Origin of the sequence: Chitinophaga agri, from assembly GCF_010093065.1 — a bacterium.
Lineage (GTDB): Bacteria > Bacteroidota > Bacteroidia > Chitinophagales > Chitinophagaceae > Chitinophaga > Chitinophaga agri.
The window spans coordinates 5604430-5622500 of the sequence record NZ_CP048113.1; the positions used below are offsets into that span (position 1 = coordinate 5604430).

12 protein-coding genes and 1 pseudogene (1 of these 13 running past the window's edge) are annotated in these 18071 nt (G+C 46.5%); 7 read left to right on the forward strand and 6 right to left on the reverse strand.

Features of this window, described 5'->3' with window-relative positions:
- Positions 1-133: 133 nt before the first annotated feature.
- The gene (locus GWR21_RS22465; RefSeq protein ID WP_162333914.1) at positions 134-3805 is read right to left on the reverse strand and encodes a BamA/TamA family outer membrane protein; all 3672 of its coding nucleotides are present in this window, start codon (positions 3803-3805) and stop codon (positions 134-136) included.
- Positions 3802-4650: an SdiA-regulated domain-containing protein gene (locus GWR21_RS22470; protein WP_162333915.1), complete on the reverse strand. Its 849-nt coding sequence runs from the start codon at positions 4648-4650 to the stop codon at positions 3802-3804. Before GWR21_RS22470 ends, GWR21_RS22465 begins: the two co-directional genes overlap by 4 nt.
- A gap of 139 nt (positions 4651-4789) precedes the next feature.
- Between GWR21_RS22470 and GWR21_RS22475 the strand changes: the two genes are divergently transcribed.
- The 5 genes from GWR21_RS22475 to GWR21_RS22495 are packed head-to-tail and all read left to right on the forward strand — an operon-like array spanning position 4790 to position 10678.
- Positions 4790-6100: a Pycsar system effector family protein gene (locus tag GWR21_RS22475; protein WP_162333916.1), complete on the forward strand. Its 1311-nt coding sequence runs from the start codon at positions 4790-4792 to the stop codon at positions 6098-6100.
- Between the two features lie 23 nt (positions 6101-6123).
- Positions 6124-8187: a polyphosphate kinase 1 gene (gene ppk1 / locus GWR21_RS22480; protein WP_162335785.1), complete on the forward strand. Its 2064-nt coding sequence runs from the start codon at positions 6124-6126 to the stop codon at positions 8185-8187.
- Between the two features lie 18 nt (positions 8188-8205).
- Positions 8206-8718 (forward strand): thioredoxin family protein, encoded by a 513-nt coding sequence (locus GWR21_RS22485; protein WP_162333917.1) that lies wholly within the window; start codon positions 8206-8208, stop codon positions 8716-8718.
- A gap of 11 nt (positions 8719-8729) precedes the next feature.
- Positions 8730-9233, forward strand: a complete 504-nt coding sequence (locus GWR21_RS22490) for a DUF4442 domain-containing protein (RefSeq protein ID WP_162333918.1) — start codon at positions 8730-8732, stop codon at positions 9231-9233.
- Positions 9234-9274: 41 nt separating this feature from the next.
- Positions 9275-10678, forward strand: a complete 1404-nt coding sequence (locus GWR21_RS22495; RefSeq protein ID WP_162333919.1) for an MBL fold metallo-hydrolase RNA specificity domain-containing protein — start codon at positions 9275-9277, stop codon at positions 10676-10678.
- 64 nt (positions 10679-10742) lie between these two features.
- Here the strand turns inward: GWR21_RS22495 and tnpC are convergent, their stop codons facing one another.
- The 4 genes and pseudogenes from tnpC to GWR21_RS22515 all read right to left on the reverse strand — a co-directional run bounded on the left by tnpC (position 10743) and on the right by GWR21_RS22515 (position 15637).
- Positions 10743-12233, reverse strand: coding sequence for an IS66 family transposase (gene tnpC, locus GWR21_RS22500; protein ID WP_162333920.1), 1491 nt, complete (start codon positions 12231-12233; stop codon positions 10743-10745).
- Between the two features lie 49 nt (positions 12234-12282).
- Positions 12283-12516, reverse strand: a pseudogene (gene tnpB / locus GWR21_RS31960) (IS66 family insertion sequence element accessory protein TnpB); the annotation flags it as partial.
- 122 nt (positions 12517-12638) lie between these two features.
- A complete protein-coding gene (tnpA, locus tag GWR21_RS22510; RefSeq protein ID WP_162333921.1) occupies positions 12639-12971 on the reverse strand; it encodes an IS66 family insertion sequence element accessory protein TnpA in 333 nt (110 codons plus the stop codon).
- A gap of 128 nt (positions 12972-13099) precedes the next feature.
- Positions 13100-15637, reverse strand: a complete 2538-nt coding sequence (locus tag GWR21_RS22515) for a M1 family aminopeptidase (protein ID WP_162333922.1) — start codon at positions 15635-15637, stop codon at positions 13100-13102.
- A 175-nt stretch (positions 15638-15812) separates the two neighbouring features.
- Here GWR21_RS22515 and GWR21_RS22520 point away from each other — a divergent pair, with 175 nt between their 5' ends.
- A complete protein-coding gene (locus tag GWR21_RS22520; protein ID WP_162333923.1) occupies positions 15813-16313 on the forward strand; it encodes a biotin/lipoyl-containing protein in 501 nt (166 codons plus the stop codon).
- 80 nt (positions 16314-16393) lie between these two features.
- On the forward strand, positions 16394-18071 hold the 5' portion of the coding sequence (locus tag GWR21_RS22525; RefSeq protein ID WP_162333924.1) for a hypothetical protein. Its footprint extends 44 nt past the window's final position; the window shows 1678 of its 1722 coding nt (coding positions 1-1678); the start codon lies at positions 16394-16396; the stop codon falls past the right edge of the window.

An 18071-nucleotide genomic window follows, 5' to 3' on the forward strand; every position in this document is an offset into this window, starting at 1 on the left:
TTCTTTTATCTGATATCGGTTTGACACCGCTTTGATATTACTGGTACTGCGTTCATATCACGTTTATGAACATAAGATGAACGCAGTATCAGCAATATCAAGCGGCGCCAACTGAAAGTCAATCAGCCCCGGATCAGAACCGGAACCCGAAAGTAATATAAGGTAATACCCCTTCTTCAGAGCGGCCCACCACAGCTGACAATACCACCAGATTAGCCGGCGTAAAGTAGAAACCTCCACCATAACCATCATGCCAGATGCCAGACTTTTGATTCTGGTACCATACTCTACCCACATCATTAAATGCAAGCAGTCCTACACTGGCTGGGAACAGATATGAGCGAAAATCAAACAGCTTGATACGCAGTTCCACATTATTATACACAGAAGCATTACCACTAAAGCGTGAATTACGGAAACCACGCAGGTTCTGTACACCGCCCAGGGTCGCAGCCTGGAAATATTCATAATCGCCCCAGATCTTATTGGCACCGAAACGGGTGACTAACACCACACTGGTAGGTACATGGAAGTTTGTGTAAAGGCTCAGATCGGTTTGCACCTGCACATAGTTACGTTTTTGTGCATTCAGTCCCTGACTACCATATACAGACGTATTCCAGTTGATACCTCTTGTTGGGATCATGCTATTATCACGGGTATCGATCTTTAATCCCACACGTAAACCTGCATAGGTTTTAGACTGGAATACGGCGAGGGAGTCCAGCCCGTTTTTCGGAAAGTCGGAGGTGATGCGACCTACCGTCTCATCTTTATCCAACGTGTAGTAAGTAAATGATGGACCGTAGTACAGCTGCAGATGATCAGAGAGTTTTGTATTCAGCAGCGGCTCTACATTATACAGGCTGAAACGGGTACGGTAATACCGGATACCGAGCGACTTATCAAAGTCGGACTCATTACCGAAACCGAAGAAGTTCACTGTATTGTTAGGCGCCTTTACATTGGCGGCGAGCGTCAGGTCGGAATTACCGATAGCATCTGTGAACTCTCCGAAATAACGGAACTGCCATGCATTGGTACCAAGAGAATGACCTGCCAGTACGGTGTGCCTTGTGGCGAATGGTTTCTTACGGAAGCCCTGTGTAGTATACTGGAAACCAAGACCAAGGGACAGACCGTCATCCTGGTTGAAGGCAGCGGTTGCCAGTGGCATCAGTTTGTTATACTGGTTTCGGAAGAAAGTACGTTCGTAACGGATAACGTCCGGGTTGGATGACAGTCTGAGTCTGTCATTACCATGCATATCGAAAGTATCCTTCTTATTGGCCAGGTCATAGATCAGGATGCGTTTACCCGCATGACTGCCAGTGCTGTCTATATAGGCATCTGCATCTTTACCACCGATGATACGGATCTTGATAGGAGAACCATTATCACCTTTTACAATGAACCTGTCTTCTCCTCCGAGGCCGAATATTCTTAACTCACGGGTATCTTTCGGGTCGAAGAGACGGTGATAGATCACCTGTTCCAGTTCACCTTTTTTACTGATCTTGGTAACGGTGACATCTATTTTCCCTTCCGGCTGACGCTCAATAGAGAACAGTTCATTCTTTTTACTACCCGTGATCTCCACTTTTTTGGAAATAAAACGGTAGAATTTCAATGCTTCATCTTCCAGGATATCACGACGTGCCTTCAATGTTGTATACACACGTTCGCCTACCTGTGCTTTGACCGGCTCAGGAAACTGGTTAGCCGCTGTTCTGATCACAGAGTCTGTGATACGTTGTACAAAAGCATGCGAGATATCTTTCCATTCCTGTTCGCTCAGTTCGTTCATGAAAGAACGGTCAAATGGCTGAGCAGTAGGGTTCTGTCCTTCAATATACCTGATCTTCGGACGGAAGCCCTGGATATTAGGCAATGCCCATTTCCTGGCAGCAATACGTGGCAGGGTGCCTTCATTGACAAAAAATGCCTGGTCACGATCACGCGGGATTGGAAAATAGACTTGTCTTTTTGCCTTCTTACCTTTTTCTGCACCCCATCTCCACTGGTCATCGTGACGGTCCCAGTCGGCTATCAGCCAGTCTAGTAAACGGGCATTCAGTACAGCCTGCTGATTGACGGTATTATCATTATCTCCCAGTATCTGCTCCAGTAGTTTCGGCGTATTCAGTGTTTTACCTTTTACGTCAGGTTCTCTTTCTTCGAATAGATACACATCATCACCATAAGTGTTCGCATACACGCCCAGTACGGTGTCTTTAGGCAGATATACAAAGGTGGGATTTGTATGATGAACACCGGCAGCATCCGCCAGTGGCACGACAGCGAGTGGCGCATAAGGATTGGCTGCAGAGATCTGATCCTGTACGACGTCTTTAGCCACGGTTTCGCGTAGTGCTTCCGGTACTGCTTTCGCAGGATATTTCTTCAGAGAACGGAGTACCCATTCGGTACCGTTCTTATCTTCCAGTCGCAGGGACAGCGTTTGCATACCACCACCACGTTTTAGGATCTTTAAGCCACCTTTTTCTTTGTTCAGGTCCAGTACATGGAAGGGGAGGGGAGTCGCCCACACTTCACGGTAGTTCCTGCCCATCAGCCAGTAATGAAAACCTGACTTACCGGTATACTGGGAATCTGCCGGCATAGTGACCGTAGCAGGTAACTGGCTGGCAGAAGGACTGGCATTGGCGATGGCGCTTGAACGAACGTCCTGTATGCTGAACAGCTGTTGCGCATAGGCAGGACCGTCTGTTTTGTCAACAGTATAGTATTTCGCTTCTACACGACCGCTTTTAGATATTTCCAGTACGGTATAACCATTTTCGTTACTGGCGTATAATGATTTCGCGCCTTTCTTTACACGGGTCTCTTTGGCACCAGCGCCACTTACTACATAAAAGTTCTCATCATCTTTGATAAGCTGTAAAGTATGATCATGGCCCGATACGAAGATAGCCGGGCCGTGTGGTTTGATTGCCGCTTCCACACCGCGTATCATAGACTGATAGGTCGGGTTGGGGATATCTTCCGGAGTACCGAATACGCCACGCGTAATAGGATAGATAGAACCTATGATGGGCAGTGGTATATACAGGCCTTTCTTGAGATCGGTGAAGGGGAATATATGTTGTTTGATCGTATAGTAGCCACCATGTATACTATAGCTTCTGAAAGGGTGGTGCGCTGCAAATATGATCAGTTTATTTCTGTTACGGCTCACAATGTCACTGATCTCGGTCAGGACCTCTTCCCTTGTTTTAGTATCGCAGGAAGATTCGGAACCAGGCTTCTGATAAGGGAATAACCACCATTCAGTATCCATGATGATGAGGGTGGTATTATTATCAAGATGTACTTCTTCCGGTCCCGGACAACCGTCTTTGGGCAGGAAGTTTACATTGGGCAGTTGTAATGAATCGACATACAGCTGCTGGTTGATAACGGTTTGCCATCCATCAGGCTGCGAGCGTTTCCAGTCGTGGTTACCCGGAATGAAGATGGCTTGTGTAGCTGTATTTCTTACCAGGTCCACCTGGTAGTCGAGTATCTTTCTGGCCTCATCATATCTCGCAGAACCGGCATCAGGTAAGCCGAGCGGGTATACATTATCTCCCAGGAACAATACTGTGTTTCTGGCATCCTGGAGGTTGATGCGTTGTTTCACCGCGTCAATGACAGGGTTGTGACCGTCTTTGTGCAGTTCCCCGGCGTCGCCAATGAGGATAACTCTGCGGGCGAGACTATCATCTGTCATCTGAGCCTGTGAGAGCAATGGGAGGAATAGAAGGGGTAAAAGGTGTCTTGCTTTTGGTAAAATGCTAATCATCGTGATGAGTTGTACTTAAATTTCAGAATATTGGCCTGTGATTCGTCTACCGCCTCGTTAGATATGTACATGTCGCCGTGAGCAGTGAAGGAGATGCCTTCAGGCTGCGCGAATTTGCGATGTCGTAGATTATAAGCCTCCTGTACTTTGCCATCGAGATCAGTAATAACCAGTAAGCGGTTTACTGCCGATACAATATACAGGCGATGTTCAATGGGATGGACGGCTGCTGCTGATGGCTTGAAACGGCCTACATCGCCGCCGGTAAGTCTGGCAATTTCTCCTACGTTGATACGGAATGCCGGAGTGGTATCATACTCCATAGTACTCAGCCGGAACCGGAAGGCAGAAGTAAAACCTTCATGTTTGTCTTCTTCACAGGCTTTGCAAATGAGCACCAGGCTGCTGTCTCTTGCGTCAAAATAGAGGCTTTCAAATTCCCTTTTACCGGGAACAGATAGTTTGTAGTGAGTGGCGTCGGCTGTATCGGTGAACATACCGTTCACATGATAGAGGTGCCCGTTACTTTTGAGTACGAACCAGTCATTACCAGAAGTAGCGAGATCTTCGTAGTCGCCGCTTTTGTCAAATTTGGAAGTAGGGTAAGGCTTTTCAGTATCCAGATCGATCGAATAGATCTTGCCCTCCTCGTCATTGATGGCCATAATATGATGCTCATCGGGAGCGAGAACAATTCCGGAAATCTCCTGCATTGATTGCCTTACACGGTAACGGGTAGGCTCCGCCAGATTATAACCCTTTGGAGAGCTATATTGTTTATCCTCCTGATTGAACACATTACAGGATAAAAACAGAAAAAAGAACGCAATATATCTTACTTGCATAGATGAGTGGTTAATAGTCAATGCAAAAACACAGCGAGCCCATTGCCCACTGTATTCCTCATTGCTTATTTGCAGAATAAAATTAACTTAAAAATGCAGTAACTTGCTGATCTCAGTTTTGCTTTTTTAACTAAGGCTTATGCACACAGGATTAATCATAGAAGCAGCAGAAACATATGTTGCGAAGCAATACCAGGATCGTCCTCACCCTAACCTGGTCTATCATAATTTAGAACATACAAAGCTGGTAGTTGCAGCAGCACAGCAGATTGCAGCACATTACCGCCTTGCAGATAACGACCTGCTAATCGTATGTGTAGCGTGCTGGTTTCACGACCTTGGCTACCTGATGGGGGAAACGAAAATGCATGAAGAAAAGGGTGCAGAGATGGCAAGAGTGTTCTTAAATGTACAACAGATTCCAGAGGATATACAACAACAGGTAGCTGGTTGTATCATGGCCACCAAAATGCCGCAGAATCCTAAAAACCTATTGGAAGAGATCGTTTGTGACGCTGACCTCTTTCATCTGGGAACGAAGGACTTCAGGGACAGGTCCAGGTTGATGCGACAGGAATTTGAACTCACATCAGGCAGAGAGATCTCTGGTGCTGAATGGAATGCGGGATCGCTCCGGCTGCAGGAGACCCACCACTTCTTTACTGCTTATTGTAAGGCACTGCTGCAACAGCAGAAAGAAGATAACATCGTTAAGCTGAAGAGTAAACTTGAGAAACAGGAGGAAAAGGCAGTGAAGAAAGGAAAGGCTACTGTTCAAAAGGAGCTTTCAGCTGCTGAAGATGCATTGGCTGCTGCCACCCCGGCAGCTATCGCTGCTCCGGTTGAGGAAGAAAAGAAAAAGGATAAGAAGAAGGATAAAGATAAAGAGAAGGAAGCGAAAGTGAAGGATGCCAAACCCGGAAGAGGTGTGGAGACCATGTTCCGTACTACCTCCACTAATCATATACGTCTCAGCTCCATGGCCGATAGTAAGGCGCATATCATGATTTCGGTAAACTCTATCATTATATCTGTTATCCTGGGTGTATTGGTAAGAAGACTTGAAGATTACCCAAACCTCATCCTCCCTGCCTTTATCTTTTTACTGACTGGTGTACTGACTATCATCTTCTCTGTACTGGCCACCCGTCCAAATATCAATGTGGGTAAATTCACTAAAGCAGATATTGATAGCAAAAAGACGAACCTGCTGTTCTTCGGCAACTTCCATGAAATGTCACTGGAAGAATATACCTGGGGTATGACCGAAATGATGAAGGACAATGACTACGTATATGGTAGCATGATACAGGATATCTATCATCTGGGCGTGGTACTGGGCAAAAAATATAAACAGCTGCGTATAGCCTATAACATCTTTATGTTTGGACTGATCATATCCGTGGCCGCATTTGTAATAGCAGCATTATTTTTCCCGGTGAAGAACTAAGCATGAGCAATAAGACGATTTCTATGAATGTTCCTTTATACGACCGCGATCTTAGCTGGTTGTCATTTAATTACCGGGTACTGTCTATGGCCAGAAATGAGGATGTTCCTTTGTATGAAAGGATAAAGTTCCTCTCCATCTTTTCTTCCAACCTTGACGAGTTCGTACGTGTACGCATGCCGGCCATACTGGCGGTGAATAAAGTTCTGGATAATAATCCTGCTGCCGCAGGTGAAGAGATCATCTCTCAGGACACCCTGCCCGCCATACAGGCAGAGATCAATAGTCAGCTGAAGGAATTCGGTCAGATCCTTACAAAGCAGTTACTACCTGCATTACGCAGTCATAATATCCACCTTTACTATAACGAACCTATCCATCCGGAACATATTGAGCCGATGCGGGAGTACTTCCTGACAAGGGTGCTTAGCTTCCTGCAGCCATTATGGTTACGGAAGAAAAAACCGGAAGAAGTGTTCCTGGAGAACAACCAGCTGTATATCGTAGTGTCTTTGTCTGAAGAGACGTCGCCAGACTTACTGCAATACGCACTGGTGAATATTCCGAGTGCCACACTGCCCCGCTTTATGGAGCTGCCGGCCCTGGACAATGTTCACTACATTGCCATGCTGGATGATGTAGTGCGTCAGCACATCGGGTTCCTGTTTCCTGGATACACCGTGAACGGATGCTACAGTATCAAGATCACCAGGGATGCCGAAACAGACATGAATGAGCTGGCACACGACATCCTGGAACAGGTAGAGACGATGATCGTAAAACGTGAGCTGGGTATACCTACCCGTTTCCTGTTTGACGCAGCCATGCCGCTTGCCCTGCAGAAGCTACTGGCGGTCTACTTCCATATACTACCGGAGGAAATGGTAGAAGGAGGCAGGTACCACAACCTGAAAGACCTGGTTGACCTGCCTATGCCGGTGAAATCTCCGGCATTCAGTTATCCGAAGCAGGCTTCAGTACAGGTGCCTTCTCTGGAAAGCGCTCCTCGATTGCTGGAAGAGGTACTAAAAAGGGATGTGCTCTTACATGCCCCTTACCAGCGGTATGACTATATCCTGCGTTTCTTCAATGAAGCAGCCGTAGATCCTTCCGTTCAGGAGATCTATATTACCCTTTACCGTATTGCCTCCAGCTCCCAGATAGCAAATGCGCTGATCAGCGCTGCGCACAATGGTAAACAGGTGACGGTGTTTGTAGAACTGAAGGCCCGTTTTGATGAGGCTAATAATATTCGCTGGGCGAAGAAGATGAAAGCCGCCGGGGTAAAGATCATTTATAGTATACCTGGTCTGAAGGTACATGCGAAGATTGCCCTGGTAAAACGTCGCCGTGGTTACCAGTGGGATTATGTCGGTCTGATGGCGACGGGTAATTTCAACGAAAGCACTGCCCGTTTCTATACTGACCACGTGCTGATGACAGCGCATGCGGGTATTACTCAGGAACTGGAGCTACTTTTCCTCTATCTTCAGGCCAGGGAGCAACCGGCCAAATACAACTATCTGACGTTCCAGCATCTGCTGGTGGCACAGTTTAATATGATGGCCCGCTTCAAACAGCTTATTGATCGTGAGATAGAGAACGCTCGTTGTGGAAAGCCAGCTAAGATCACCATTAAACTGAACAACCTGCAGGAAAAGGACATGATAGCCAGCCTCTATGCTGCCAGTCAGGAAGGGGTGCAGGTAGATCTGATTGCCAGAAGTATTTGCTGTCTGGTGCCCGATCAGCCGGAAAGCAGTAATATTAAAGTACGCCGGATCGTAGACCGCTACCTGGAACATGCCAGGATCTTTATCTTCCATAATAATGGGAATGAGGAGATCTATATGGGGTCGGCCGACTGGATGAACCGTAACCTGCATAGGCGTATAGAGGTAGTATTCCCGGTGTACGACGCGGGACTCAAGGCGCAGCTGAAGGAAATTATCCGTTTACAGCTGGCAGATAATACCAATGCGGTGAGACTTGATGAGAATATCCGTAATATTGAAATCACACCGGCAGTGGGAGAAGCGCCTGTGAATGCGCAGTCTTCTATTTACCGGTATATACAATCACTATAAAAACACCCTATCCTGCTTATGCGTAAGTATCTCTGGCTTCCTGTTGTGTTGTTAATGCTGCAAGCGCGCATGGCACACGCGCAGGAAAAGCCACATCTGGACCTTGAACATATTTATGATCCTGCTGCGGATGCCGCGGCTGATCTGGCAAAGGCGCAAAAACAGGCCGCTGCTGAAAAAAAGCATATTCTTATAGAGGTGGGTGGTAACTGGTGTATATGGTGTAAACGCTTCTATAAAATGCTGCATGAAGATGAGGCTTTAATGGCTCAGGCAGAAAAGAACTATGTGATCTACTATCTGAACTATAGTAAGGAGAATAAGAATCTGCCGATATTGAAGCAACTGGGTTATCCACAGCGTTTCGGTTTCCCTGTTCTGCTGGTACTGGATGCAAATGGCAATAGGTTGCATACCCAGAATACGGGGCTGCTGGAATCCGCAGATAACTATGATAAGAAGAAGGTGGCTGAAATGCTGAAGCAATGGTCGCCCGACGCGCTCAACCCGGCTTATTACACTACTCAATAAATCCATTGATGATGGAACAGGTGCTTTTTCCACAGGAAGCGCAGGCATTTATGCGTTTTGCCGGTCATCCGCTGAAGTTCTCATTGTATCTTTTATGGAAATTGCCCATTGCCTGGCTGGCCGGTGTCAGATTAAAACAACTGACACCGGCCAGTTGTGTGATAGTCGTACCCTTTAAATGGCTGTCACAGAACCCATTTCGTTCCACCTACTTTGCCTGTCTGGGCATGGCGGCCGAAATGAGCACAGGCCTTCCGGCCATGATGTATGTAAGAGGGGCGGCACCCAGAAAAGTTTCTATGCTAGTCACAGGTATGGAGGCCAGTTTCGTGAAGAAAGCAACCGGCAAGACCTGGTTTACCTGCGAGGAGGGTACCCGCATACGGGATGCCATAGCACGTACTGCCGCCAGCGGTGAACCTGAGACCATAACGGTGAACAGTATAGGCAAAAGCCACGATGGCACAGTAATTGCCTCGTTTGCCATTACCTGGTCCTTTAAAGGGAAGGCGTAAACAGGCATATACCATTACAGATCATCCTTCAATACCACCACATGAAAATTGCGTTTCACGGAGCCGCACGTACGGTTACCGGATCAAAGCACCTCGTATCACTTAAGAATGGCAAAAAGATCCTGTTGGATTGCGGTATGTTCCAGGGGATGGGACGTGAGACCGATGCCATGAACGAAGATTTTGGATTTGATGCGGCCAGTGTCACACACATGATCCTGTCGCATGCACATATAGATCACTCAGGGCTGATCCCTTTGCTGGTAAAGAAAGGATTTAAGGGAACGATCTATTGTACCCCGGCTACCAGAGACCTGACAGAGATCTTGCTGCTGGACTCGGCCAAGATCCAGGAAGATGATGCAAAGTTCACCAATAAGAAAATGCGTAAGGAGGGAAAACCTGAGATAACGCCACTTTATACCATTGATGATGCAAAACGGGCGATCGTTGCACTTAAAAAAGTCAGCTACAATACCTGGTTCCGCGTGGACGATGATGTAGAAGTGTATTTTACTGACGCCGGACATATTATTGGCAGTGCTTCGGTACATCTGCGTGTTACCGAGAATGGCAAGACTTCGCAGATCTCCTTCAGTGGGGACGTTGGCCGGTATAACGACGCCATACTCCGCTCTCCGGATGTTTTCCCACAGGCAGATTATATCCTGCTGGAATCTACGTACGGGAGCAGTCTGCACGCTGAGGCAGTGCCTTCTGACGATCTGCTGATAAAATACATACACGATACCTGTAAGGTGAGGAATGGAAAGCTGATCATTCCGGCTTTCAGTGTAGGCCGCACGCAGGAGTTGTTATATGCGCTGAACAGGGCGCAGCTGGATGGCAAGCTCCCGAAGGTGGATATCTTTGTGGATAGTCCACTGTCTAGAGAGGCGACGGATGTGGTGAGACACCATCCGGAGACATTTAATAAGACGGTGAAGAAGTTGCTGGAAATAGATGATGATCCGTTTGACTTCCCCGGTTTGCATTATATCCAGACCGTCGATGAGTCGAAGGCGCTGAACTTCCGGGAAGCTCCCTGTGTGATCATCTCTGCTTCAGGGATGGCGGAAGCTGGGAGGGTGAAACACCATATCGCCAATAATATCAACGACAGCAGGAACACGATCCTGATCGTAGGATATTGTGAGCCGCAGTCACTCGGGGGCCGGCTGATGAGAGGAGCGAAGGAAGTCTCCATATACGGAACAAGATACGAGGTGAGGGCTGAAGTAGGCGTGATCCGTTCAATGAGCGCACATGGCGACTATGAGGACCTGAGTCAGTGGTTGTCGTGCCAGGACCCGCAATATGTGAAGAAGTTGTTCCTGGTGCATGGGGAATATGAGGTGCAGACCATTTTCCGTAACTGGTTGCTGAAGAAAGGGTTCCAGGACATTGAGATACCAGAACGTCATTCGGAAGTAGGACTGGGATAGCCAGGGAGGTAATATATTAGTAAGTATCCGGTAGACAGCACCTATGTAATGATTTTGGAGAGCGTTACTTTTGCTTCGTGATCCAGATATGAGGTAGGAGCTCTTTGATTCTGTTGATGGGATGGTCGTTAATGACCGTTAAAACGTCCTTTAGCCAAAGGCTGGGATTAATGTTATGTAGTTTACAGGTTCCGATCAGGCTGTAGAGCATTGCAATTCGCTTTGCTGATTCATGGCTCCCGGCAAAGAGGTAATTCTTTCGGCCTATAACAGTCGCTCTTATAGATCTCTCAGCCGCGTTATTATCTGGATGTAGCTTTCCATCATACACGAAGGCACAGAGTTTATCCCAGCGTTTTATACTATAGGCAAGGGCTTTTCCTATCGGGCTTTGTGGAAGTACCTGCTTGTATTGGTCTTCCATCCAGCTTCCTAATTTCTTCAGTATAGGTAAGGAGTGCTTCTGTCTTGAAGCTGCTCGTTTTTCATTGTCGTGATTTAACGCCCTGCTATCGCGTTCAATCTGATAGACGAGCTGTAACTGTTCCAATACATATTCTGCTCTTTCTCGGTCGCTGTAAATAGCGTCAGAGAAGTACCTTCTTGCATGAGCAAGACAGTGGATCAATGTTATATTATTGGTATCAACAATGCTATTATATGCAGAGTAAGCGTCTGTTTGCAGCGTACCATAAAAATCTTTCAGCATTTCTGCGGGTCCTTCCCGGCCACGCCCGGGTTGATAATCAAAGACAAGCAGCTTGTTAATACTATCCTGATAGAGCCAATAATACCCCCGATGAGTGCTCCCTTTCTTATCCTTGTCGAGCACTGGTACCGATGTCTCATCAGCCTGCAAATAGTCAGCGTTGAGTACTTCTGTTACCAGCGCTCTGTAAATAGGAGTAATTAACGCAGCTGTCTTAGCAAAACCATCACTCAGCGTTGAGTATGGTAGCTTTATACCATCTCTTTCCAGACGTTGTTGCTGGCGATGCACGGGGAGATGATCGCAGATCTTCTCAACAACCAGTTGAGCCAGTAAGCCTGGCCCCATCATCGATTTTGCAACTGGTAATGTTGGCAAAGGTCCAACAATAATTTTTGACGACGTCTCATCCGCAGATGGGAGAAGGTACTTGTTACGGATGTAACGGACTACATAAATTTCAGCGGGTTTGTATTCCAGCACTTCAGTTTCAGTGGTGCCAATATGTTTACTACCAGCTGGTATATGGTCTGGATCTATAATTACATCTTCTCTTCGTAAGTGAGATGGTATGGTATGACGGCTATCTCTGGCTTGAGTCGCATCTTGTTTTACAACTTTCACATAAGTCACCTTCTTTGCATCTAACACGTTGCAAACAGCAGCAGATTGTTCTGTTGGAATATCGAGTGCCAGTTGATTCTTATCTGCGGGAATAAATCGCTCCTGACGAACTCCGAAAATCATCTTCTTGAGCTGATTCAATTCATGCTGCAGCTGCTCAACCTTGTTGATGGCAGACTCATAGAGCTGTTTGTAATCATTATCTTCTGCTGACGTACTCATTGCAATTGCAATGTTATCACATGTAAATCAATTATTTGTTAGCGCGATGTTAATGATCGGCAGATTGTCGAAAATACCGCCTGCGGTACTGGACTTTATCCATCTGAATGCCTTGCAGAATAAGCATCAATTGTGTAGAAGTAAGCGAAGACTGTACCCCACCTGGTTTGGGAATCTCAAATGTTCCCTTCTCAAGCCGCTTGTAATAAATCGCAAATCCATCTTGCTGCCATTGAAGTAGCTTGATATGTGTAGCTCTGCGGTTAAAGAAAATATAGACATCCCGGTTAAAGGATCCAAATGCATCTGTTGATTGACAATAGCCGCCAGTTTGTAAAAGCTACTACTTATCATGATTGGCTGAGTATACAGAAAATACCTGCATGAGGACGAGAGTGCCAGCATTTATTTACTGTTTAGTAGCTCTTTTAGCATGTCTGTATTGACCGCCGAATGAAAAATTATCCTGTTACCTGATAAAGATATCACCTCCGCGAATGGAAGTGCAATATCTGGTATACTCGCCCTAGAAGGTGTGAGCTGAATGAAATGTTTTCGTCTGGGAACTTTTGCAGGAGTGGCAAACTGCTTCCTCCAGTTCTTGAGCATGGAGACCGTGATTCCATGATTATCACAAAACACTTGCATCTTTACGTTTGACTGGCTCCATTGCATCGCGATATTCTTCTTCTCCGATATTGTAAATGAACGTATCGTGGAATTATTGGTTGGTTGCATACAGGGCATATTTAAACAACGCAAACATAAACCCTCAGACTTACATGCCGAAGATGCTGTCTACCGGAACCTTACATATATTATTAGCATAAAAAAAGCGTCCGCTTCATACGGACGCTTTTTTGTTATTAATTATTCAGCTCGTTGGCTACTTTTTTAAGATAATCGCTCTGTTTCAGTAAAGCGGCTTTCTTGTCAGGAGTAGCGATGGCAGCTTTTTCTTCCTTGTTCTTGGCGATAGGCTGGAGCATGCTTACCAGATATCGGTTAACCATCTTGTTATTGAACATGAGGGCCATTGTTTTGATATCATCCACACCTTTCAACACCTGGTCGGTGTTATCCACAATACCCAGGATCGCGAGGTATTGAATACCAGCTTCAAGTTTATCCTGTCCGGTAGCTTCATTGAATGTTTTTTCGAAGAATGCGAGATCACCTTCATTGCCTTTCTCTGCATAAACAGCAGCAATAGCACTATTCAGGGCGCCTTTTGATTCAGGCTCCATCTGTTTAGCGAGGGAGTATGCCTTTTCAGGATTCAGTGCGTTCAGGCTTTCCAGGGCAGCACCCGATGCCATATAGGAACGGTCTTTAACAGCTGTTTCAAAGAGTGGCGCCAGTTTAGGGTCCTTCAGTGAGCCCAGGGCGGTCAGTGCTGCCGCACGAACGGTAGCATTTTCATCCTTCTTGGCGATTTCCTGTAAAGCAGTGAAAGTAGCCTCTTTTACAACCGGATCAATTAGTTTCAGTGCCTGAATGGTCAGGCCACGTAAACCATAGTATTTGTCTTTCAGGGCAGCTGTCACCACCTTCAGTGCATTCGGGTTAGTGCTCTGCTCTTTCAGACAGGCCTGGATGGCCTCACGACGGTCCAGGTAGTTAGGTGCGTGTGCATACTGGAAGATATACTGGTTAATATCTTTATGTTCATGCCTTTCAGCCAGTAATACTTTATCCGCATCGAAGTTCACCAGGTCAGGCTGGATGTAAGACGGCAGGGTGAAAGTGCTTACCTTATTATAAACTGTTACGTTGTGACGTACTTTCTTCCCGCCGGCATAGATATCAATAGCAACGGGTAACTGGAAGATCTTGCTACCAGCCTGCTGCTGTTCTACTGTAACGGTAACTGTCTTGTTAGTAGCGTTGTAGGAAGACTTAATGTCCAGCACTGGGTAGCCCTGTCCATAATACCACTGGTTGAAGAACCAGTTCAGGTCCTGACCGGATACCTCTTCAAACGCCAGGCGGAGCTGGTGAGCTTCGGCAGATTTGAATGCGTTTGTTTTCAGATAGAGGTTGAGCGATTTGAAGAACGCGCTGTCACCTACTACGTTACGTAGCATATGCAGGATACGGCCGCCTTTCTGGTAGCTGATCGCATCGAACATATCTTCTTTATCATGATAATGGAAGCGTACGAGGTCTTTATCGCCGGAGTATTCTGCTGATTTCTCATAGCTCTGCATCGCTTTATAAGCATGATCATCGGCAGCGTCCTTACCGTATTTGTAAGCTATCCACAGATATTCACTATAATCAGCGAAGGATTCGTTCAGAGTCAGATTGCTCCATGACTCTGCCGTTACCAGGTCACCGAACCAGTGGTGGAACAGTTCGTGTGCTACTACCGCTTCGTTATAGTTATTATTATCCAGTAACTCCCTGTCTGTTTTCTGCAGGAAGTCGCCATGGATGGTAGCAGTAGTATTCTCCATTGCGCCGGATACGTAATCTCTTACTACTACCTGAGAATATTTGACCCATGGGTAGTCATAACCCAGGAGGTTGGAGTAGAAGGTCATCATTTCAGGTGTATTACCGAAAATGGCTTTTGCATAAGGAGCATATGCTTTCTCCACGTAATAGTTCACCTCTTTACCTTTCCACTGATCTTTGATGATAGCGAAGTCGCCTACGGCCATCATGAACAGGTAAGGAGAGTGAGGCAGGTCCATTTTCCAGTAGTCGGTACGGGTACCGTCTGCATTATTCTTCTGGCTGATCAGTTTACCATTGGACAGGGTTGAATATTTCTTGTCAACAGTGATGCTGATTTCCTCGGTCGTTTTCTGGTTAGTACGGTCAATGGTAGGGAACCATGCGGAGCTGGATTCTGTTTCACCCTGTGTCCAGATCTGAACCGGTTTATTTTTTACGGAGCTATCCGGATTGATAAAATACAGGCCTTTAGCATCGGTGATAGCGGAGCTACCCTGAGATTTTACTTCTTCCGGGCGGGCTACGTAATCTACATATATAACAAACGACTCTGTTTTCTGGTAAGGTTTATCCAGAGCGATATGCAGCTGGAGGCTGTCATACTGGAACTTCAGCGGTACATTCTTGCCACCTTTCACGATAGCGACCTGTTTGATATCCATTGCTTTGGCATCGAGGGTCAGTGAGTCGGTGGTATAAAAATGTGGCTTTAGCGTCAGCCAGGCTTTACCGAATAGGTATCTTTTAGCATAGTCGAAACGAACATCCAGTTTGGTGTGCGACAGGTCATGCACTTTTGTTGCGGTGGCGCGGTAGATTTGGAGGGCGGGATCAGCCTCTTTGGAAGGGGCCTGTTGGGCAGTAGCCGGTGTATAGTATATTATTCCGGAAAGACCGGCTAACAGTACACTTTTAAGCGATTGCTTCAAAGGTTTGAACATGATTATTAACTGTTTTTGCCACGAATTAACAGGATTTATCAGAAATAATTGTTATTCGCACTGTTAATATTGACCAAATCATGATAATTGGCTATAATTCATGATCATTCGCAAAGCCCCCGTCTGGTAAGTGTTTAAAAATGCTATTTTTGTCGTGTCCAGCTAAAACCATGTTATGATAAAAGCAATCGTGAATGGCGATTTGTCGTTTAAAATCGGAACAGAAAATGTTCGTGTCACCTGTGATGGTCAGTCAGTAAATTGGTCTGACGCATCTCTTTCTACTGGTAATCATAGTGTTATATTGGACGGCAAGAGTTATGTGGCACAGGTGACCAAGATTGACCGGGATACAAAAATGGTCACTATCGTAATAGACCAGCAGGAATATGAGGTAACGATCGAGGAGCCGATAGATCAGTTGCTGGCGGAAATGGGGATGAAGGATGCATTGAACCGGAAAGTGAATGATATGAAGGCGCCTATGCCGGGTTTGATATTAAAAGTGCTGGTGGAACCAGGTCAATCCATCAAAAAAGGGGATCCGGTGCTGATCCTGGAGGCGATGAAGATGGAGAATGTATTCAAAGCAGCAGCGGATGCGGTAGTAAAGGAAGTGAAGGTGAAAGAGCGGACGGCAGTTGAGAAAGGAGAGGTGCTGGTTATCTTGGAATAGTATTTGTAATTATTAAATCAACAATAAGTGATTAGGAATGACGGATTGATCCGTCATTCGCAGTTATTTAAGTAATGTCTATGCTGCAATTTTTTAAGAGATCTTTATTCACACTGTTCTTCCTGGCGATGGCGTTACAGATGACCGCTCAGGACCAGCAGTATTTTGTGTACATACAAAGTGAGAGATCTCAGCCTTTCTATGTAAGATATGATGGTAAGCTGATCCCTTCTTCTGACAAGGGCTATCTGATACTTTCCAAAATGCCTGCCGGTACCGCTTCTCTGCGTATCGGCTTTGCCAAAAGTGATGTACCTGAACGCCAGTACCTGGTACGCGTAAGTGGTGCCAATGATCAGGGATACCTGTTTAAGAAAGATGGCGATAGGGGCTATGCCCTTTTCAATCTGCAGACCTATGCAGTGACGCGTCCATCTGAGGATAGAAAAAAAGAAGACGTTGCGGTCGCAGAAGCACCTGCTGAGAAACCGGTAGCACAGGAAGCGCCGGCAGTACAGGTTCCTGACGTCGCAGCCAGTGTGCCGGATGCGGCAGGAACACCTGCTCCGGTAGCAACATCAGGAGATACACCGTTGGTACCAGCGCCGCCTGTGGCAGTAGCATCTGACGATACACAGAAACAGGCGATGATGGCTTCTTTGAAGAAAGATCTTGATTCTACCTTTCCAACTAAAGAAGGGGTGAGTGTTGGTCCGGGTACCCGTCCGGTAAAACAGACCAACAAATTTTCCCAGGCACTGGATAAGGTGGTAAGTGATGATCGTCCGGATGACATAGAAGAACCACAGCCGAAGGCGCCTGTGGCCGTTACAGCGCCAGTGGGCAGTAGTGTGGCTGCTCCGGTAGTATCGGAGGCTCCGGCGGAAACAAAGAAAAAGAGGCGCAAACGTGAACGCGAGCCATTGACAGATGAAGAAAAGGAATTGGCCAGCGCGATCATTGCTGAGGAGAATAAAGCAGCAGATGCGGCGCCAGTTGATCCGGTTACAATAACAGAAACACCGGCTCCGGCTGTCGCAGCGCAACCAGCCGTTGTATCAACAGAACCAGTGAAAGAGGAAGGTCAGTCAAGAAAAGAAAAGAAACAGCGTAAGAAGAAAGCTGAAGATCCTGCTTTTATCGACTTTGGAGATACAAATGGTCAGCAGACCGCTCCTTCTGGCACTCCTGCACCAGCTGTGATGGCAGAAACACCGGTGGCTACCCTACCAGTAATGGGGCCGGAAGAAGAGCCGGTAAAGGCTAAGAAGAAGAAACGGAACAAGCTGGCGGAAAAGATCGATACGATCGATACGGCAGAGCGTCCTAATAATGTAGTGAGTGATCCGACAGGTTATGAAGTGAGTGATCTGTCAATTGATCATTCGAAAGAGAGTAAAAGAGATAGGAAGAGGAAAAAGAGCGATGAGGAAGTAGTGTCTGAAGTAGCTGCTCCCGTAACTGCACCGGCTACTGAATCAAAGTCCGGCCTCAAAATGATCAATTCTGATTGTGGCAAGGTGATGGATGATGAGACGTTCAGGAAGACGCTGAAGAAGTATGCTGCTGCGAAAGATGATGATGCGATGATCGCTTCATTCGGTAAGCAGACGAAGGGTTATTGTCTGGAGTCTTCTCAGATCAGGACAATGGTACAATTGCTGTCAACTGACGATTCAAAGTACCGTTTACTGGATCAGGCATATCCAAAGGCTTATCATTCAGATGAATTTGCAGGGATGGAAAGCCTGCTGTCGG